The sequence below is a fragment of the Mesorhizobium newzealandense genome (genome assembly GCF_042682145.1).
GTDB lineage: Bacteria > Pseudomonadota > Alphaproteobacteria > Rhizobiales > Rhizobiaceae > Mesorhizobium > Mesorhizobium newzealandense.
The window spans coordinates 1-18,994 of the sequence record NZ_JBHUGZ010000009.1 but is presented as its reverse complement, the minus strand read 5'-3'; the positions used below and the strand labels follow the sequence as shown (position 1 = coordinate 18,994).

Sequence of the window (18,994 nt, the reverse complement as noted above, 5' to 3'; positions counted from 1 at the left end):
CCACTTGCGCAAACATTAACGCCGGCTGCGCAACTCCGGATGCGCCTCGATCTCGCGACGCAGCGAGGCGGTGGCGTTGATGTAGGGCTCTTGCCTGGCGACGCTCCAGTATTTCAGCTCGTCAAGCGGGATGCTTTCGCCGGTCACTGCGCAGCGCACGAAAGCGCCCGGGCTGGTAACCTGGAAGTCGCCATCGAGATAGCGGATACGGGCTTCCTTGCCGCCAGGGCCTTCGAAACGGTTCATCATGCAGTGGCGCCAAGGTTCATGGGGATTTCATCGCCATAAATTGGCGGCAAGGTCAAGCGTGTGACAAGCCTGAGACAATGCTGATCCCCTATTGTCAGGCGGAAAAGCGCTGTTGATAGGGCACAATGGACATTTCTTCCGCCCGTCTTGCTGCCTTGCTCAAGGAGGCGATGACGCCGCAGGCCGTGCCGTCGGCCAAGGCCGATCCGGTCAAAACGACGCTGCTGAAGGCTATCGTGGCGCCGCCGGCGCCGTCCGGCTCGCTTGTGCGACCCGTGGCGACACCGACTTTGCCGATGCTGTTGCCGGCAACGGCCGCAAGAGCGCAGCAGACGGCCTCGGCCCAAATGATACAGGCCTATCTGGCGCTCGCGGAACCGCACAGCGAAACAGCCGGCGATGCCGCATCGGTGGCCACTGCAGCCAGGAGGCCATCGGACGGCGACACTGCGCAACGTGGCTTGGCGCTGCCTCTGGCAAGGATCGATGAGGGGGCCGCCGCAAGGCCGGCAACCTTGCCGTGGCTGCCGCTTCTCTCCCCCGTGGTTTCACCGCCGCGCCGCGCTTCCATCGCCAGTGTGGCTACTGCGTCAAGGCAGGCCGGCTCCCGGCAGGGCGATTCGGCGCGGCTCGAACACAGGCAGGTGAGCGTCGGTGTGATGTCACTGGCGGCCGGACTGTTGGCCGCGGCGGTGGTCGGGTTCGTTCTGTTGGTGCTGCGCTAGCCGTCAGCCTCGATAAAGGCTTCCATCTTTTCCATGCCAAGCCCTGCCTGCACCGCGATCCGGCGCGCCAGTTCTGCCGCGGCGGTACGCGGCCGCCCCGTCGGCCGGTCGAGCCAGTAGGACACTGGGTTGAGCGCGGTGCGCTCGTCGACGGCGGTGATGCGGCCCGACTTCAATTGATGCCCGGTCAGCGGTGGGCGCGCCAGCGCGATGCCGAGCCCATAGGCGGCGGCGTCGAGCACCAGATTGTAGTCTTCGAAGCGGCGATCCTGCGGGCGTGGGCGGTAATCCATGCCTTGCGCGGCAAACCAGGCGCGCCAGGCCGAAGCGTCGGAATCGTTGATCAGCGGAAATTTGAGCAGCCGGGCAGGGTCGCCGCGGCCAATCTCGCGGGCAAGCTCGGGCGACGCGACGGGGAAGACATGTTCCTCGAAAAGCTGCACCGAGACGCGGCCCGGAATGCCACCGCGGCCGCAGCGGATCGACAGGTCGATGCCTTCATCGGCAAGGTCGGCCTGGCGGATATCGACGTCGAGCACGATGCGCAGCTTGGAGGGATTGTTCTCCAGCGCCGCCATACGCGGCATCAGCCACAGCCCGCTGACCGAGGGGATCGAGGTCAGCCGGACCACGGCGGTGCCGCGCGGCTCGACCCAGCGGTCGGAATGGGTCGAAATCAGCGCGAAAGCTTCCGCCGTTCGCAGGTGCAGGCGGTTGCCTTCGATCGTCAGCGAGACACCGCGCGCGCCGCGATCGAAAACCTTCAAGCCCAGCCAGTCTTCGAGCTTGGCGATCTGCCGACTGACGGCGCCATGGGTGATGTTGAGCTTTTCGGCCGCCGCCGAAAAGCTGCCCGTCCGCGCCGCCGCGTCGAAGGCGCGCAGCGTTTCGAGCGGCACCATTGTGTCTGAGCTGTGATCCATAGTCACAGATGATCCTCGATTTGGTCGTTTGTCAACTGGTCAGAAAAGGCGTTTTCTGCATTTCAGGGCACGAGAACACGAGGACAGTGAGATGAGCGCAATGACCAGCACGTTGAATCCGACACAACGGATGGACACCACGGCAGCCATCGCGGTGGCGCTGACGGTGGTTGGCTGGGCCTCTGCCTTTCCGGCCATCCGCGCCGGCCTTGCGGCCTTCGGGCCGCTGGAACTCGGTGCGTTGCGCTTTGCCATCGCCGCGGTGCCGGCGGCGATCTTCCTCGCTGTCAAGCGTCCGGCGCTGCCCAGGCTCGACGAATTGTGGCGCCTGGTCTTTGGCGGCGCCATTTTCGTGGCGCTGTACACGGCGATGCTCAATTTCGGCGAGCTGACCGTCTCGGCCGGCGCTGCCGGCTTCATCATCAATGTCAGCCCGATCTTCACCGCCATCATGGCGTTGGCGCTGCTCGGCGAACGCTTCTCGAAGTGGGCCTGGGCTGGCACCGCCATTTCCTTCGCCGGCATCGGCATCATCGCCGTGGGCGATGGGAATGGCCTGCATTTTAACGCAGGCGCGCTGCTGGTGCTGGGTTCGGCGCTATGCTCGGCCGTCAACACCATCGTCCAGAAGCCGCTCTTCGCCCGCCATCACCCGCTGACCATTTCGGCTTCGAACATGATACTTGGCGCGCTCTGCCTGTCGCCGTTCCTGCCGAGTGGCTTTGCGCAGGCAGCGGTTGCCAACACCGCCGGCCTTGGCGCCGTGATCTTTCTCGGCATCGTGCCCAGCCTGATCGCTTATGCCGCCTGGGCGACCGCCCTGTCTCGCCTGCCGGCCGCACGCGCCTCGAACTTCCTCTATCTGGTTTCGCCCATGTGCGCCCTGATCGGCTTCTTCTGGTTGGGCGAAGTGCCGACGCTGCTCGGAATGCTTGGCGGCGCACTGGCGCTCGGCGGTGTGATCGTGGTCAATTTGAAGAGGTGAATCAGAGGCTTATAAGGATTTACTGAATCAAAAAGGGTCGCTGAAATGCGGCCCTTTTTCGTACTGCGAAGCAACGGAGCGGGATCTGGCGCCGCGCCCTTCACCGCCGCCCGAACAGCCTCTCGATGTCGGCGAGCTTCAGCTCGATGTAAGTCGGCCGCCCATGGTTGCAGGTGCCGGAGCCCGGCGTCGCCTCCATCTGGCGCAGCAGCGCGTTCATCTCCTCGGCCTTGAGCAGCCGGCCGGAGCGCACCGAGCCATGGCAGGCCATGGTTGCCGCGATCTTGTCCAGCCGTCCTTTGAGCGTCTCGACCGTGTCGTTGTCGGCGATCTCGTCGGCGAGGTCGCGCACCAATTGCCCGACATTGGTCTCGCCCAGCATCGAGGGCGTTTCGCGCACCGCGACCGCACCCGGGCCGAAACGCTCGATGCCGAGGCCGAAGCGGGCCAGCGTCTCGGAATGCATCGCCAGTCGTTCGGCATCCTCTTCCGGCAGATCGATGATTTCAGGCAAAAGCAGCATCTGCGAGGGCACCGGCCGCGAATGCAGCGCGTTCTTCAGCGCCTCATAGACCAGCCGCTCATGCGCCGCATGCTGGTCGACGATGACAAGTGAATCCCTGGTTTGCGCGACGATGTAGTTCTCATGCACCTGCGCGCGCGCAGCTCCCAGCACCGCGCCAAGCAGCGTCTCGGCAGCTTCGCTCTGCCCGGCGCGCGCATCGGCGCTGGCAAGCGGACCGGCGTCGAACGCTGCCTGCTCGTTTTCACGCAAACCGCGCTGATCGAAGCCGCCGTCCTCGAAACCCATGTCGAGCGGTCGCTGCGGCGAGCGCGCCGGGTCAAAGCCGGGGCCGGACGCATGGTATGATGCCTCGTAGCTGCGGTGGCCGTTGGCAGGCCCGCCGTGGCCGTAGGATGCGGCGCCCGGCCGGAACGCCGCCACCATGCCGGCTGCCCCCGTGGTGGCGGCGCGGATGCCGGAATCGGCAAGGGCTTGCCGGACAGCGCCGACGATCAGCCCGCGTACCAGTCCTGGATCGCGGAAGCGGACATCGGCCTTGGCCGGGTGAACGTTGACGTCGACAATCGCCGGATCGAGCGTCAGGAACAGCACAGTCACCGCATGGCGGTCGCGCGGCAAGACGTCGGCGAAGGCGCCGCGAATGGCGCCGGCGACCAGCTTGTCGCGCACCGGCCGGCCATTGACATAGGCATATTGCTGCAGCGCGTTGGCGCGGGTGAAGGACGGGATCGACACATGACCGGTAAGGCGGACACCCTCGCGCTCGGCGTCGATGGCAATGGAATTGTCCGGAAAGTCGGCGCCCATCACCTGGGCGACGCGGCGCAGGCTGCCTTCCGAGCTGTCGTCCGTCGCCGGCAGTTCCAGCGTCGAACGATCCGAGCCTACCAGCGTGAAACGCACGGCAGGGAAGGCGATGGCGATGCGCTTGACCATATCGCTGGTGGCAGAGCTTTCGGCGCGCTCGCCCTTCATAAATTTCAGCCTTGCCGGCGTGGCGAAGAACAGGTCGCGGACCTCCACTGTGGTGCCGCGATTGGCTGCCGCCGGCTTGACTGCCGAAACGCGGCCGCCCTCAATGCCGATTTCGGCGGCACTGTCGCCCAAAGCCGTGCGCGAACGGATCGACAGCCGCGAAACCGAGCCGATCGACGGCAGCGCCTCGCCGCGGAAACCGAGCGAACGGATGTCGTGAATGTCCTCGGTGAGCTTGGAGGTGCAGTGACGCGCGATCGCCAGCGCCAGCTCCGGTTCGGGGATGCCGGAGCCGTCGTCGGTGACGCGGATCAGATTCAGCCCGCCGCCGGCGGTGACGATCTCTACCCTGCCAGCACCGGCGTCGAGCGCATTCTCGACCAGTTCCTTGACCACGCTTGCCGGACGCTCGATGACTTCGCCGGCGGCGATCTGGTTGATCATCGTTTCGGAAAGCTGGCGAATGGGCATGCAGACATTATAGGCGGATTCGGAACCGATGCGGAAGCTTTCGATGCCGGCAGGACAGAGAGGGGGAAGGATCGCGGCGGTCTTCATTGGCCTTGCAAGATTCAGCCCCTCTCACGCCTGCGCCACCAGCCAATCCCTTACCTTGCGCGCATTGTCGCTGAGCTCGCGGTTCTTTGGCCAGATGACGTAGAATCCGATGCCGGTCCTCAGCACATGATCCGTCACCGGCACCACCAGGCCTGATGCCACGAGGCGCTCGACGAGATGCCGCCAGCCGAGCGAGATGCCTTGTCCCTCCATGACCGCCTGAATCACCAACGCATAATCATTGATGCGCAACCCGCGCTCGGCATTACGGAGGCTGGTTCCGGCTGCCGCGAACCATTCGTCCCAGTTCGGGGCCTCGCGGTAGGGCTCCTCGAGATGGATGAGCCGATGCATGGCAAGTTCGGCGACAGTCTCTGGCAGCCCAAACTTCGCTAGGTAGCTGGGGCCCGCGACCGGGAAGATCTCCTCGTCTGCAAGCGACAGCGAATGATAGTCCGGCCAGTCGCGCGGCACGCCGCCGCGCACGCCGAGCGGGATGCCCTCGGCGATGATGTCGAGGTCACGGTCGGCGGTCTGGATGCGCAAGTCGACGCCCGGCAGTTCGTCGCGGAATTGCTGTAGGCGCGGCATCATCCAGAACGAGCCAAAGGCGGTCGAGGCGGCCAGCGTCACATGGCCGCCGGTCGCCTGCAGGCGCAGATCCTCCGCCGACTTGCGGATATGCGACAGGCCGAGCGAAACGTCGGCGTGGAAGCGCTCGCCGGCCTCCGTCAGGAGAACCTGGCGGTGGCGGCGCTGGAAGAGCTTGGCGCCGAGCTGTTCCTCCAGACCGCGCACGGCGTAGGATACGGCCGCCTGCGTCATGCCGAGCTCGCGCCCGGCGGCGGTGAAGCTCGACAGCCGCCCGGCGGCCTCGAAGACGATCAAGCTGCCGGCCGAGGGCAAGAGGTGGCGCAGGCTTCGCATAAGGAGAGTTTATACAAGAGATCAGGATTTTCCAGCGTCACAGCTATATTCCGTCTCGCTAAGTTGACGGGCTGTTGGAGGGATGAGTTGCCATGAATGAACCGGCCGTTGCAGTGACCGAACACGCCAACCGCAGAAGCGGCGGTCGCCTGGGACGCAAGGCGATACGTGGCGCCCCCATAGCCTCGTTTCCTACGCTGGTGCGCCAGATCCCCGCCTATCAGATGGTCCCTGACGAGGCGGTCGAGTTGATCCACCAGGAATCGCTCTTGATCCTCGAAGAGGTCGGCTGCGAATTCCGCGACGATGAGGCGATCGCCCTGTGGAAGGCCGCCGGAGCCGATGTATCCGAGACGCGCGTCCGCATCGACCGTGCGCTCTTGATGGAGTTGGTTTCGAAGGTCCCGCCGGAATTCACCCTCAACGCCCGCAACCCCGAGCGTACCGTCCGCGTCGGCGGCAAGAATTCCATCTTCGTGCCGATGTATGGCGCGCCCTATGTGCGCGACCTCGACAACAACAGGCGCTACGGCTCGCTCGCCGACCTCAACAATTTCCACAAGCTCGCCTACATGGCGCCGGCGCTGCACTCGTCGAGCTCGGTCATCTGCGAGCCGATGGAAATTGCCGTGCCCAAGCGTCACCTCCACATCATCCATTCGGCGCTGAAGCACTCCGACAAGCCGTTCATGGGCATCGTCACCTCGAAGGAACGCGCCGAAGACACGATGGCGATGGCCGGCATCGTGTTCGGCGAAGAGTTCGTCCGCGACAACCCGGTACTGGTGTCGATCACCAATTGCAACTCGCCGCTGGTGTGGGACGCCACCATGCTGGACGCCATGAAGGTCTATGCGCGCAACAACCAGCCGTTGATCCTGGCGCCCTTCGCGCTGTGCGGCGCCTCAACCTCGGCCTCCGCCGTCGGCGCGGTGGCGCAGGTCAATGCGGAAGCACTCGCTGGCGTCGCCTTCACGCAGCTCCTACGTCCGGGGTCGCCGCAGATCTACGGCCAGTTCATGGTGACGGTCGACATGAAGACCGGGGCGCCGATGGGGGGGCACGCCGGAGGCCGCCCAGATGATGTACCTGATGGGCGCGCTGGCGCGGAAATACCGGCTGCCTTGGCGCACGTCCGGCTTTCATGTCGGCTCGAAGCTCAATGACGCCCAGGCCGGCTACGAGGCGAACATGCTGATGCACGCCGCCATCCTCGCCGGCGCCAACTACATCTGGCACTCGGCCGGATGGCTGGAGGCGGGGCTCACCTGCGGCTATTCGAAATTCGCCACCGACTGCGAGCAGCTTGTCGGCTGGTACAAATATGCAGGCGGCCTTCCGTTCGACGATTTCAAGGAAGCGATGGCGGCGATCCGCGAGGTGGGGCCGCAGGGCCATTTCCTCGGCACCCAGCACACGCTCGAACATTTCGAGTCCGCTTTCTTCATGCCCACCATCATGGACTTCAATTCGTACGAACAGTGGAAGGCCGAAGGCGCGAAGGACCACGACACGCGCGGCCGCGAGAAGGCGCGCAACATGCTGGCCGACTATGAGGAGCCGAAGCTCGACGAGGGCATCGCCGAGGGGCTCAAAGATTTGATCGCGCGGCGTGAGGAAAAACTGCCGGACAGCGTTAGTTGATGTGACAGGCGAAGACCTGACGGAACAACCAAGGGAGGAAAACATGACGCTCTTCAGAAGCAATGGCGACCGCGTGCCGGGCGCTATCGAGACAATGGCGAAAGAGACGCGTGCAGGCCGCATGAACCGGCGCGAATTCCTGGCCCTGGCCAGCGCCTTCGGCGCATCGACGGCTTTCGCCTACAGCATGATCGGCCTTGCCGCGCCGACAAAGGCCTTGGCCGACGAACCGAAAAAGGGCGGAACGCTGCGTGTCGCGATGTCGGTCAAGGCGCAGAAGGATCCGCGCACCTATGACTGGACCGAGATGGCAAACGTCACCCGTTGCTGGCTGGAGCCGCTCGTCCGCTACACGCATCAGTTCACTTTCGAGCCGGTCCTGCTCGAAAGCTGGGACGTCAATGACGACGCCACCGAATACACTCTGCATCTGCGCAAAGGCGTCACCTGGAACAATGGCGATGCCTTCAACGCCGATGACGTGGTCTCCAATCTGAACCGCTGGTGCGAGAAGGGTGCATCCGGCAATTCCATGGCGGCACGTGTCGGCGCGCTGATCGACCCAAAGACCGGCAAGGCCAAGGATGGCGCTATCACCAAGGTCGATGACCTCACGGTCAAGCTGAAGCTGGCCGAACCCGACATCGCGATCATTCCGGGCTTCACCGACTATCCGGCGCTGGTCGTTCATCGCGACTTCGACAAGGATGGTGCCGACCCGATCAAGAAGCCAATCGGTACCGGATCTTTCGAGTTGGTGTCCTATGCGGTGGGTACGAAGGCGGTCGTCAAGCGTCGCGAGAACGGCAAGTGGTGGGGTGGCGAAACGCCGCTCGACGGTGTCGAGTTCATCGACTACGGCACCGACTTCAACGCCACGCTGAATGCCTTCGAATCCGGCGAGATCGACCTCGATTTCGAAACGCCGGCCGACTTCATCGACGCCCTCGACAAGATGGATCTGGCGAAATCGGAGGTCGCGACGGCGACCACGCTCGTTGCCCGCACCAACATCACCCACAAGCCCTATGACGACCAGCGGGTGCGCAATGCGCTGCAGATGGCCGTCGACAACAATGCCGTCATGCAGCTCGGCTACGCCGGGCTCGGCACGGTAGGCGAGAACCACCACGTCGCCCCGATCCATCCCGAATACTATCCGCTGCCCAAGAAGACACGCGATGCCGCCGCCGCCAAGAAGCTGATGGCGGATGCCGGGCAGGCCGACTTCGAGCACGAGCTGATCACCGTCGAGGACGAATGGCAGAAGAACACCGGCGATGCGATCGCCGGCCAGTTGCGCGATGCCGGCATCAAGGTGAAGCGTACGGTGCTGCCGGGCTCGACCTTCTGGAACGACTGGACGAAGTATCCATACTCGATGACGATCTGGTACATGCGCCCGCTCGGCGTCCAGGTGCTGGCGCTCGGCTATCGCTCGGGCGAGGCCTGGAACGAAACGGCCTATGCCAACCCGGATTTCGACGCCAAGCTGAAGCAGGCGCTTTCGCTGGCCGATCCCGCCAAGCGCAAGGAGGTGATGAAGGACGTCGAGCAGATCCTGCAGGATTCCGGCGTCATCATCCAGCCGTTCTGGCAGAAGCTCTACTGCCACATGAGCAAGAAGGTAAAGAACTACGGAATGCACCAGACCTACGAAATGGACTTCCAGAACGTTTGGCTGGACGCCTGATTTAACTCCCGAGACTTGCAAGCAAATTCCGCCGGCACCCTATGACAAAAGGTGCCGGCGGCCCGTAAATGACAAGCAATTGGCGCAGGCAAAATGTCCGACGACGAGATCATTCTTTCCGAACTTTCCGACGACGAGTTGGTGCAGCAGATGCACGACGATCTCTATGACGGGCTGAAGGAAGAGATCGAGGAAGGCACCAACATCCTGCTCGAGCGCGGCTGGGTGCCCTACAAGGTGCTGACGGAAGCTCTGGTCGAAGGCATGCGCATCGTCGGCGAAGATTTTCGCGACGGCATCCTGTTCGTTCCCGAAGTGCTGCTGTCGGCCAATGCGATGAAGGCCGGCATGTTCATCCTGCGCCCGTTGCTTGCCGCCACCGGCGCGCCGAAGCAGGGCAAGATGGTCATCGGCACCGTCAAGGGCGACATCCACGACATCGGCAAGAACCTCGTCGGCATGATGATGGAGGGTGCGGGCTTCGACGTCATCGACCTCGGCATCAACAATGCGGTCGAAAAATATCTCGATGCCATCGAACAGCACCAGCCCGACATCATCGGCATGTCGGCGCTGCTGACCACGACCATGCCCTATATGAAGGTCGTCATCGACACGATGAAGGAAAAGGGCATCCGCGACGACTATGTCGTGCTGGTTGGCGGTGCACCGCTGAACGAGGAATTCGGCAAGGCCGTCGGCGCCGATGCGTACTGCCGCGACGCGGCGGTGGCGGTCGAAACCGCCAAGGACTACATGAAGCGCAAGCACAACGTGCGGACTTGAGCACAGCAGTTCGATCCATGTTTGTGACCGAGAGCGCCGTCATGCACCCGGATGGCAAGATGGCCAGAATCGCTTGGCTCGAAGGGGGCTGAGGTCCGTATGCGCATCGAATCGATCAAAGTCTATCAGGTCCTTCTGCCTGTCAAAGGCGGCGCCTACCGGATGGCTAGCGATACCGTGCAGAATCTGGATAGCACACTCGTTGAAGTGACCACCGAGGACGGACTGTCAGGCTGGGGTGAGACGTGCCCGGTCGGCCCTGTTTATCAGCCCCAACATGCTCTGGGTGCGAGAGCAGCAATTGCCGAAATGGCGCCTGGACTCGTTGGTGAGGACACTGCGTCCATGCGCCGCCTCGCGAAAAGAATGGACGAGCGGTTGAACGGTCACAACTATGCCAAGGCGGCCTTGGACATAGCGCTCCTCGACCTCGCCGGCCTGCGGCTGGGCGTTCCGGTTTCAACACTTCTGGGCGGGGCGCTCACCGATCGTGTGCCGTCTTACTACTCGACTATTGTCGGTGCACCGGACGAGACGGCGCGTATTGCCCTCGACAAGGTCAAGGCCGGATACCCACGACTTCAGATCAAGATAGGCGGACGAGATCTCGAGCAAGACGTCGCCACCGTGCACAAGGTATGGGAAGCGGTTGGCTTCAAGGCCCGGATAGCCGTCGACGCCAATCGTGGCCTCACCGCCGCGGCGGCGCTGCACATCGATCGGCTTTGCCAGGCAATCCCGTTCGTGTTCGAACAGCCCTGCAACACCATGGAGGAAGTCGCGAGTCTCAAGGGACGCGTAACCCATCCGGTCTACCTCGATGAGAATACCGACGATTTGAATGCCGTCCTGCGGGCAGTTTCTTCAGGTATCGCGGACGGATTCGGACTGAAGGTCACCCGCCTTGGCGGCCTCACCAAGATGGTCACGGTCCGCGACCTGTGTGCGATACGATCGCTTCCGCACAGCTGCGACGATGCCTGGGGTGGGGACGTCATCGCCGCGGCATGCGTGCACCTCGCCGCTACCGTCGAGCCGAGCCGTTTTGAGGGCGCCTGGATCGCGCAGGAATACATCGAAGGGCATACCGATCCGGTAAACCCCGTCGTCATCGAAAACGGGCATATACGCGTCCCGCAGATGCCAGGGCTCGGTGTCAAGCCTGAGCGCTCCTGGCTCAAACCGCCTGTCGCGACTTTCGGAGGCTGAGGATCCTGTGATGTTCGCGGCGATTGTATCTGGCCAGTATCGTCGGCAGTTGGCCGCGGAAGTGCTTTTGCGAACCTCCAGAAAGTCTGGCGGGGCGCCTGGGGCTGGCGCCGCAGGACTTCATGAGCCGCAAAAAAGCCGATATGCAGGATGCGTGGTATTGATAGGCTCAAGCCATCAAAAGCCGGAGATTCTGCATGAGACTGACAGTGCTCGTTGCCGCCCTTTCGATAGCCTTGCCTGCGGCCGCCTTCGCCGGGCCGGCGTCCAACGCGGTGAAGTTCTTCTATGTTCCGGCGGTCAAGTTCGAGGCCGACGAACAATACCGGGATCGGTTCACAGAGCCGGTGACGAAACTGTTCGACCTGAACGACCAAGCAAAGAAAAAGAACCCGGACGAGGTCGCCTGCATCGATTTCGACCCCGGCCTGGACGCACAGGACTTCGATCAGAAGACTGTCTCGAAAACGCTGAAACTGGCTGAGAAGGTGGATGGCGACAATGCCGAGGTTACCGCGTCCTTCAGCCTCTTTTCGGAAGGCGATGATTCCAAACGTGAAATGGTCTGGTCGCTCAAGAAGGTCGACGGCAAATGGAAGATTTCGGACATCGCCTCCAAGACCAGCGACTGGAAGCTCAGTGCGCTGGAATGTATGGGCGGCCAGACGCCGGAGTGAAGCGATGGCCCGTCGCCCGTTCCTGGCACTGGCGACTGTGTGCCTGCTGGCGGCGGGTTTGAACGCCGCTGCCGCGCAAGGACTGTTCGGTGCGCCGCCGGCGAACGCGCCGGCCGACACCGCCCCGGGCGACAACGGGGCGCCGCCCGCAAATGCGCCCGGCGGTGCCGTGGAACCGGCAACGCCGCCAGTCGGATGGTCGCCATCCGAAGCCGCGCCCGCCGCGCCGATCCAGCCGGGTTCGCCGACAGCGGTTGTCAGGCCGTTTTACGATCAGGTAGGGCTGGAGATCGATCCTGCGCAGCGCAGCCATTTCATCGATCCGGCGAAAACCGTGCTCGACAAGAGCGACGCGCTACGCAAGTCGGGGCAGGGCGAATGCCTCGATCCCAACATGGCGCTCGACAATGCGGACTATGACAAGGCCGAGATCGACAAGAGCCTGAAGACGCTTGAAGCGATCAATGGCGACCAGGCCAAGGTCATTGTCGCTTTCGTCGTCGCCGGCAATCCGCACCGGCTGGAATGGAAGTTCAAGAAGGTCGACGGCGACTGGAAGATATCGGACCTGCTGTCGGTGACGGGCGACCACCTCTTGTCGCCAGCCAATTGAAGAGAGCGAATGCCTGCGGGAATACATTGGGATCTGGTGGTTCGAATCCACCGTCGGTCATTGATCGATCGGTTTCTCGCATCGACTTGTCGCCCGCCTGGAGAAGGAAAAAGAATGGCGAATGCAGGCAGGATTAGAGCGTCCGCGGCGAAGGTTGCGGAAGGTCGGGTGTTCAAATCATCCCTTCCATCCCACAGGGACGGAAGTAGCTCAGTCATTGTCTTGCCGATCCTTGTCGCCAGACCGAATGAAAGGACGAATGCCTGCGAGACTACAGGTAGACGCAGCCCGCTGCCGAGCAATTCCAGGAAACGTGTGAAACGGTTTTCCGTCCGGAATTGCGCCAAACAGGCAAGCGGGTGCCGAAAGGCGTGGGGGTTCGTGTCCCTCCTTCGCATCTTCGCGAAGTGGCGGAAAAATGTCTCGCATTCCCTTGTCGTCCGTCCGCAATACGCAATGCTGCCAAATCAGTTGTACTGAAAGTGAAAGCCATGACCGAGATTTTGAGTGGACAGGATTTGATCGACGCCGGAATGCCGCAGGGCAAGTGGTTCGGCAAGGCGCTCGCCGCTGCCAACGCGGTGCTGGAGAGCGGCGGATCGCAGGGCGACGCGCTGGAGGCCGCGCGCGCTTTCGCGCCGCCGCCTGCGCTGCCGCTGCATGCGGCTCGATCCATGCCGCTGCATCTGACACATCGAGGCGGAAACGCCTGACGAGGCCGCCAATGTCGAAGCGGTCATGCGCCAGCATGGCCGAGCTGATGCGCACGCCGGTGATCCGCGCCGGCGCCATCATGCCGGATGCCTGCCCGGCCGGTCCGTCGGGCACCATTCCGGTTGGCGGCGTTGCGGTGTCGGAAGGCATCCACCCCGGCATGCATTCGGCCGACATCTGCTGCTCGATGGCGATCTCGGTGTTTCCGGGTGTGGCGCCGGCCACGCTGCTCGATGCCGTCCACGCGGTCACCCATTTTCGGGCCGGGCGGACGCCCACGCGGCCAGCAGATCCGGCCGGCCAAGGAGGTCTTCGAGCGCTTCGAGACCAACTCTTTGCTGCGCGACATGACCAGTGCTGCGATCGAGCATTTCGGCACGCAGGGCGACGGCAACCATTTCGCCTATGTCGGCACGCTGAAGTCGAGCGGCGAGACGGCGCTGGTCACCCACCACGGCTCACGTTCGCCGGGTGCGCGGCTGTACAACAAGGGGATGAAGATCGCCGAGGGCGTTCGCAAGACGCTGTCGCCGGAAACCTTGCCGCAGAATGCCTGGATTCCCGCCGATACGCGGGAAGGTGATGAGTATTGGGCCGCCCTGCAGACGATCCGCGAATGGACCAAGGGCAATCACATGCTTATCCATGACCTGACGGCCGAGCGTCTATCGGCGAAGGTGTCGGACCGGTTTCTGGAACGAGCACAACTTCGTCTTCCGCCGTTCGGACGGGTTGTTCTACCACGGCAAGGGCGCCACGCCGGCCTTCGATAACTGGGCCGACGACGCGACCGATCTGACGCTGATCCCGCTCAACATGGCGGAAACCGGTGCTGATCGTGCGCGGCAGGAATGCGGCGCACGGACTTGGCTTCTCGCCGCACGGCGCCGGGCGCAACTTTTCGCGCACCCAGCACCGGCGCATGCAGGCCGGGCGCACCGACGCGGATATCTTCGAGGAAGAGACGAAGGGCATCGATGCCCGCTTCTTCTCCGGCGTGACGGATATTTCGGAGCTGCCGAGCGCCTACAAAGAACGCCGCGTCGATGCGCCGCCAGATCGAGCATTTCGGGCTGGCGGAGATCGTCGACGAGGTCATGCCCTATGGGCTGCATCATGGCCGGCGATTGGGAGGCCAACACGCCGTGGCGCAAGAAACGGGAAGCGCGCCAGCAGCAGGGGCGCTAGCCGGAAACTGGATGCGGGCCGCGTGGCCCGCATCCATAAACATCAATGCTCTTGCAACTGCTTCCGGCGCCAGGCTGCCGGGGCCTCGCCGACCCGCGCGCGAAAAACTCTTGAGAAGTACGCCGGGTCGTCGAAGCCGATTTCGTAGGCGATGTCCTCGACCGTGCGCACGGTGAAAAGCAGCAGCCGTTTGGCCTCCAGCAGCCGCCCGCTCGCTGACGACCCGCTTGACGCCGCTGCCCAGCACCGCGCGGGCGGCCTTGTCGAGAAGATGCGGTGTCGTGGCCAGAGTCTCGACATAGCGGTCGACCGGCCAGTTGTCGCGGAAATGCACATCGACGAGCCGACGCAGGGCTAGTGCCAGCGAAGCCTCGGAAGACATTGCGGAGGCGGTCGCGCCGGGACCGAGGCGGGCAATGTGGGAGAGCGCGACGGCGATCAGCGCCGGCAGGACCTTGTCGTTGCCGCCTGTGCCTCGGATAAGCTCGATCGATTGGCGTCTTGATGGTGGACGACGGCCATTCCTGCTCCGCTACCCAGCGGCCGGCCGCTCGGGATGCCAGCGGGCGGGGCGGACACTGTCCATGACATAGGCACGGTAGGCCGGGTCGGTCTCGACGCCGGTATCGATGCCCTTCAGCCAGCGGTCCCACCAGCGCAGGGCCTCCTGCAGGAAGCCGATCGCGGGCTTGGGTGCAGCGTAGTGCGGATATTTGTGGATCCACGGTCCGATGATGCCCTTCACCGGGCTTCGATGTTGGTGGGCCAGATGCGAGACGGTGTTGCGATAACCGTCATGCCAGCCGCCGATCGACAGCACCGCCGCATGGATGGCCGAAAAATCCTCGCAGATCGAGCCGCGTTTCCAATAGGCGTCGCGGTGCTGGTGCTTCAACCACAGCGGCGCTAGGAAGGGCTGGTTTTCCAGCCGCGTCAGCCACAGATCGCGCCACCGGTTGTCGCCGGCCAGCAGCGGGTCCGGTGGCCGCGACGAATAGGACAGCATGGTCGAGGCCCAGCCGAAATTCTCGATCAGCAGGCAGCCGCCCTTGTAGTGGATGTCGTCGGCATAGCGGTCGACGGTCGAACACAGGCTGATCACAGCCTTCAGCGCAGGCGGCTGCTTGGCCGCCACCTGCAGGCAGTTGAAGCCGCCCCAGGAAATGCCCATCATGCCGACATTGCCGTTGCACCAGGGCTGCGATGCCGCCCAGGCGATGACGTCGCAGGCATCCTGCAATTCCTGTTCGGAATATTCGTCGTCCATCAGCCCTTCGGAATCGCCATTGCGCGCATGTCGACGCGGATCGACGCATAGCCGTGGCCGGCGAAATAGGGATGCGTCAGCTGATCGCGAAAGATGGTGCCGTCGCGCTTGCGATAGGGCAGGTGCTCGAGGATCGCCGGCACCGGGTCGTCGCCGGCATCTTCCGGCATCCACGCCCGCGCCGACAGCCGGCAGCCGTCGGGCATGACGATCCCCATGTCCGGAAATTCGATGACCTTGCGGGAAATTCGGTGACGGTTTTCATGCGGGACTCCAGGATCGCCAGATGATGGAGCCGGTGGCATCGCGTCGTGGGCCAGCCAACGAATTCGGCTGGTCAATCCGCGTCAATTCAACGGAATGTCGTTTTCGGCCTTGCTTGCCTGGTAGGCCTCGGACAGGTCGTCATAGCGTGTCGAGATCTTGCCGATCCGCATTTCCAGGCGCTGGCGCTCGGCCTCGGGCAGCGACCGCACCAGCCTGCGGATCGAAAAGCTCTTCCAGTAGGCGTTCTCGGCATTGTAGCCGCCGGGATCGAGGGTGAAGACCTCCTTCAGGATCTTCAGGTCATGCGGGATGGCGAAGCTGTCGCGCGAATCCTCATGGCTGAACAGATAGTAGAAATTGTCGAAGCCGGTCCAGGTGATCGCCGACAGGCAGAGCGAGCAGGGTTCGTGCGTGGCGATGAAGATGGCGTCTTTCGTATCGACGCGTTCTGCCTTGGGCATTTCGTAGAAGCGCTTCAGGCAGTGCACCTCGCCATGCCAGAGCGGGTTTTCCATCTCGTTGTTGGTCTCGGCCAGCACCAGCGAACGGTCGTCCTTGCGCAGGATCGCTGCGCCGAACAGCTTGTTGCCGTGAGCAACGCCTTCTGCCGTCTCGGCACGATGTCCTGCTCGATCACATCGAGCAGCCGGTCGATCAGGGAATGTCGGTCATTACAGGCTCTCGTCGGGGAGATGGATCTCGTAGGCGTGCGAGAAATGGAACTCTTCGAGGTTGGAGCCGTCGCCATCACGGTCGACGATCAGGAAATCCTGAGCCTCGCCGAGCGGCGGTCAGCACGCCGTGCCACAGATTGCGGGAATAGTTGATGCCTTGTCCGGGCGCGGTGATGAAGCGTGCGGCTCGCCTGGACCCTCGTCGCCATCATGGCAGACGACGACCAGGAATGGCCGTGGCGACAGCGGAATGAAGGCCTGGCTGCCGAAGGGGTGGCGCTCTACCATGGTCAGGTTCAGCGGCAATTCGTAGGGCGTGCCGCGCACCATCGAGATCACCACGCGGGCGTTCGGCCCAGTCGCTTGCGCCGTGGTGAGATCGTGGTAGCGCTCGGCCCTGCCGCCATTGATCGGGTAGTGGTTGTCGCCGCCCATGTCGATGACATCGCCGAAGGCGGCAAAGCCCTCGCGGGTCAGCGGCCGCGCGATGATGCGGGTCACGGCGCCCGCCTTGCAATGCCGGCGCCGCCGAGCTTGGCGTGGCGGTTGACGTCCTTGTAGAGCAAATAGCGGAATTTGCCCGGGCCGCCGGCATAGCAGGCCTGCGGGCAGAAGGCGCGCAGCCACATATAGTCGCGGCCTCGACCTCGACCCAGTCCTGGTTGAGGCGGTAGACCGCCTTGCCTTCCAGCACATAGAGCCCATGCTCCATGACATGGGTCTCGGCGAAGGGAATGACCGCGCCGGGTTCCAGCGTCACGATGGTCATGTGCATGTCGTGGCGCAAATCGGCCGGATCGACGAAACGCGTCGTCGCCCAGCGGCCCTCGGTGCCGGGCATCGGCGTCGGCGCGATTTCCTGTTCATTGGTGAAGAAGGCTTCCGGCACGTCGAGACCGTCGACCGCCTCGTAAGCCTTGCGAATCCAGTGGAAGCGGACAGCGGCCTTGCTTTCGTTGCGAACTGTCCAGCCGCTGGCCGGCGGCAGGAAGGCGAAGCCGCCCCGGCCGCAACACATGCTTCCTGCCGGCGAGCAGAACCGTCAATTCGCCCTCGACCACGAAAAGGGCGCCCTCGGCGCCGGCGTCGGGTTCCGGCCGCTCGCTGGAGCCACCGGGCGCAACCTCGACAATGTATTGCGAGAACGTCTCGGCAAAAACCGGACAGCGGCCGCGACAATATCCAGACGCGGGTCTTGTCCCAGAACGGCAGGGCACTGGTGACGATGTCCTGCATCACCCCCCTGGGGATGACGGCATAGGCCTCGGTGAAGACGGCGCGGCCGGTCAGAAGTTCGCTCTGGCCGGGATGGCCGCCATGCGGCGCGTAGTATGTTCGGTCGGGCATCCTGATCGTATCCATGGGTTCAAGCCTATTGCGGAAGCATGTCCTGAGGCGGAGCAGCGCAATGCGCTCGACCTGTTTGCAGGCGGTCTCAAATTCAACGCCGCGGCCGTTGCCGATGCGCGCCTCGAATTCCGCCAGGATCGCCTCCTTGGTCTTGCCCTTCACCGCTATGATGAAAGGAAAGCCGAAGGTGGTGACGTAGGCGGCGTTGAGTTTGGAAAACAGTTCGCGTTCCTTGTCGGTCAGCGCGTCGAGACCGGCCGAGGCCTGTTCCCTGGTCGATTCGGCCGTCAGCCGCCTGGCCTTGGCCAGTTTGCCGGCAAGATCGGGATGGGCATTGAGCACCGAAAGCCGCTCGGTCTCGCTGCCGGAACGAAAGATGCGGCAGAGCGCGTTGTGCAGGCCGCCTGACGTGTCGTGTGCCGCACCCAGTTCCAGCTCGTACGCACGTTCGGCGATCCATGGCGAATGTTCGAAGACGCCGCCGAAGGTGTGGACGAACGTCTCGAATTCCATTTTCGACGGGCGCAGTGCCGCCGGCTGATAGGGATGGTTCTCTTGCCAGTGGCGGGCGATATCGATGCGCCGCGCCAGCCAGACCTTGTCGTGCGATTTGACATAGTCGACGAAGCGCTTCAAACGCCGCCACCCGGCCCGGTCGCCCGACGAGGCGGCAGTGCAGGCCGATATTCATCATCCGCGGCTGGCCAGCCTTGCCCTCGGCATAGAGCGTGTCGAAACTGTCCTTCAGATAGGCGAAGAACTGGTCGCCCGAGTTAAACCCTTGCGGCGTGGCGAAACGCATGTCGTTGGCGTCGAGCGTGTAGGGGATGATGAGCTGCGCCCCACCCGCATGCTCGAACCAGTAGGGCAGTTCGTCGTCATAGGTATCCGACACATAGTCGAAGCCACCTTCTTCGGCCCACGAGCCGCACCGTGTTGACCGATGTGCGGCCCGTGTACCAGCCGGTCGGGCGCTGGCCGGTCACCTCGTAGTGCAGGCGGATCGCCGCTTCGAGATCACGGCGCTCGTCCTCGGCGCTGTGG

Annotated in this window: 11 protein-coding genes and 8 pseudogenes; 9 read left to right on the top strand and 10 right to left on the bottom strand. The window is 63.5% G+C overall.

Translation table 11 applies throughout. The features are described 5' to 3' along the window. Positions 1-15: 15 nt before the first annotated feature. The gene (locus tag ACFSOZ_RS14220) at positions 16-249 is read right to left on the bottom strand and encodes a DUF2093 domain-containing protein (RefSeq protein ID WP_379098863.1); all 234 of its coding nucleotides are present in this window, start codon (positions 247-249) and stop codon (positions 16-18) included. A gap of 125 nt (positions 250-374) precedes the next feature. Here ACFSOZ_RS14220 and ACFSOZ_RS14215 point away from each other — a divergent pair, with 125 nt between their 5' ends. After that, positions 375-974 carry a hypothetical protein gene (locus ACFSOZ_RS14215; protein WP_379098860.1) on the top strand — a complete coding sequence of 200 codons (600 nt, stop codon included), beginning with the start codon at positions 375-377 and terminating at the stop codon, positions 972-974. Here the strand turns inward: ACFSOZ_RS14215 and ACFSOZ_RS14210 are convergent. Beyond that, the gene (locus ACFSOZ_RS14210; RefSeq protein WP_379098858.1) at positions 971-1,897 is read right to left on the bottom strand and encodes a LysR substrate-binding domain-containing protein; all 927 of its coding nucleotides are present in this window, start codon (positions 1,895-1,897) and stop codon (positions 971-973) included. The two genes, ACFSOZ_RS14215 and ACFSOZ_RS14210, sit on opposite strands and share 4 nt — an antisense overlap. A gap of 91 nt (positions 1,898-1,988) precedes the next feature. Here ACFSOZ_RS14210 and ACFSOZ_RS14205 point away from each other — a divergent pair, with 91 nt between their 5' ends. Then, entirely contained in the window at positions 1,989-2,882 is an 894-nt protein-coding gene (locus tag ACFSOZ_RS14205) for a DMT family transporter (protein WP_379098855.1), read from the top strand. A 100-nt stretch (positions 2,883-2,982) separates the two neighbouring features. On the opposite strand, the gene mutL is transcribed toward ACFSOZ_RS14205, so the two are convergent. Both mutL and ACFSOZ_RS14195 read right to left on the bottom strand, forming a co-directional pair. Then, the gene (mutL, locus tag ACFSOZ_RS14200) at positions 2,983-4,854 is read right to left on the bottom strand and encodes a DNA mismatch repair endonuclease MutL (protein ID WP_379098911.1); all 1,872 of its coding nucleotides are present in this window, start codon (positions 4,852-4,854) and stop codon (positions 2,983-2,985) included. 111 nt (positions 4,855-4,965) lie between these two features. Then, the gene (locus ACFSOZ_RS14195) at positions 4,966-5,868 is read right to left on the bottom strand and encodes a LysR substrate-binding domain-containing protein (protein WP_379098852.1); all 903 of its coding nucleotides are present in this window, start codon (positions 5,866-5,868) and stop codon (positions 4,966-4,968) included. A 92-nt stretch (positions 5,869-5,960) separates the two neighbouring features. On the opposite strand from ACFSOZ_RS14195, the pseudogene ACFSOZ_RS14190 reads away from it, so the two are divergent. From ACFSOZ_RS14190 to ACFSOZ_RS14160, 7 genes and pseudogenes are all read left to right on the top strand, one after another. Then, positions 5,961-7,512: pseudogene (locus ACFSOZ_RS14190) on the top strand (trimethylamine methyltransferase family protein). A 43-nt stretch (positions 7,513-7,555) separates the two neighbouring features. Further along, a complete protein-coding gene (locus ACFSOZ_RS14185; protein WP_379098849.1) occupies positions 7,556-9,205 on the top strand; it encodes an ABC transporter substrate-binding protein in 1,650 nt (549 codons plus the stop codon). A gap of 93 nt (positions 9,206-9,298) precedes the next feature. Further along, a complete protein-coding gene (locus tag ACFSOZ_RS14180; RefSeq protein ID WP_379098846.1) occupies positions 9,299-9,991 on the top strand; it encodes a corrinoid protein in 693 nt (230 codons plus the stop codon). 99 nt (positions 9,992-10,090) lie between these two features. Next, complete coding sequence (locus tag ACFSOZ_RS14175) at positions 10,091-11,200, top strand: mandelate racemase/muconate lactonizing enzyme family protein (protein WP_379098843.1); 1,110 nt, start codon at positions 10,091-10,093, stop codon at positions 11,198-11,200. A 197-nt stretch (positions 11,201-11,397) separates the two neighbouring features. Then, positions 11,398-11,877 (top strand): DUF3828 domain-containing protein, encoded by a 480-nt coding sequence (locus ACFSOZ_RS14170; protein WP_379098840.1) that lies wholly within the window; start codon positions 11,398-11,400, stop codon positions 11,875-11,877. A gap of 4 nt (positions 11,878-11,881) precedes the next feature. Then, positions 11,882-12,490: a hypothetical protein gene (locus ACFSOZ_RS14165; protein ID WP_379098837.1), complete on the top strand. Its 609-nt coding sequence runs from the start codon at positions 11,882-11,884 to the stop codon at positions 12,488-12,490. Between the two features lie 491 nt (positions 12,491-12,981). Continuing rightward, positions 12,982-14,392 (top strand): annotated as a pseudogene (locus ACFSOZ_RS14160) (RtcB family protein). Positions 14,393-14,434: 42 nt separating this feature from the next. Here ACFSOZ_RS14160 and ACFSOZ_RS14155 read toward each other — a convergent pair. The 6 pseudogenes from ACFSOZ_RS14155 to uraD form a co-directional block, all read right to left on the bottom strand. After that, positions 14,435-14,861: pseudogene (locus ACFSOZ_RS14155) on the bottom strand (helix-turn-helix domain-containing protein); the annotation flags it as partial. A gap of 31 nt (positions 14,862-14,892) precedes the next feature. Next, positions 14,893-15,924: pseudogene (locus ACFSOZ_RS14150) on the bottom strand (CocE/NonD family hydrolase); the annotation flags it as partial. An 82-nt stretch (positions 15,925-16,006) separates the two neighbouring features. Further along, positions 16,007-16,620, bottom strand: a pseudogene (locus ACFSOZ_RS14145) (nucleoside deaminase). Continuing rightward, positions 16,598-17,101, bottom strand: a pseudogene (locus ACFSOZ_RS14140) (ureidoglycolate lyase). The pseudogenes ACFSOZ_RS14145 and ACFSOZ_RS14140 overlap by 23 nt, the downstream one beginning before the upstream one ends. Then, positions 17,098-17,962: pseudogene (locus tag ACFSOZ_RS14135) on the bottom strand (bifunctional allantoicase/(S)-ureidoglycine aminohydrolase). Before ACFSOZ_RS14135 ends, ACFSOZ_RS14140 begins: the two co-directional pseudogenes overlap by 4 nt. Positions 17,963-17,989: 27 nt before the next feature. Further along, positions 17,990-18,994 (bottom strand): annotated as a pseudogene (gene uraD / locus ACFSOZ_RS14130) (2-oxo-4-hydroxy-4-carboxy-5-ureidoimidazoline decarboxylase); the annotation flags it as partial.

Coding starts and splice junctions, on each gene's coding strand:
- ACFSOZ_RS14210 (WP_379098858.1), bottom strand. CDS start 1,897: ATGGATCACAGCTCAGACACAATGGTGCCGCTCGAAACGCTGCGCGCC.
- ACFSOZ_RS14165 (WP_379098837.1), top strand. CDS start 11,882: ATGGCCCGTCGCCCGTTCCTGGCACTGGCGACTGTGTGCCTGCTGGCG.
- ACFSOZ_RS14205 (WP_379098855.1), top strand. CDS start 1,989: ATGAGCGCAATGACCAGCACGTTGAATCCGACACAACGGATGGACACC.
- ACFSOZ_RS14220 (WP_379098863.1), bottom strand. CDS start 249: ATGATGAACCGTTTCGAAGGCCCTGGCGGCAAGGAAGCCCGTATCCGC.
- ACFSOZ_RS14195 (WP_379098852.1), bottom strand. CDS start 5,868: ATGCGAAGCCTGCGCCACCTCTTGCCCTCGGCCGGCAGCTTGATCGTC.
- ACFSOZ_RS14175 (WP_379098843.1), top strand. CDS start 10,091: ATGCGCATCGAATCGATCAAAGTCTATCAGGTCCTTCTGCCTGTCAAA.
- mutL (WP_379098911.1), bottom strand. CDS start 4,854: ATGCCCATTCGCCAGCTTTCCGAAACGATGATCAACCAGATCGCCGCC.
- ACFSOZ_RS14185 (WP_379098849.1), top strand. CDS start 7,556: ATGACGCTCTTCAGAAGCAATGGCGACCGCGTGCCGGGCGCTATCGAG.
- ACFSOZ_RS14170 (WP_379098840.1), top strand. CDS start 11,398: ATGAGACTGACAGTGCTCGTTGCCGCCCTTTCGATAGCCTTGCCTGCG.
- ACFSOZ_RS14180 (WP_379098846.1), top strand. CDS start 9,299: ATGTCCGACGACGAGATCATTCTTTCCGAACTTTCCGACGACGAGTTG.
- ACFSOZ_RS14215 (WP_379098860.1), top strand. CDS start 375: ATGGACATTTCTTCCGCCCGTCTTGCTGCCTTGCTCAAGGAGGCGATG.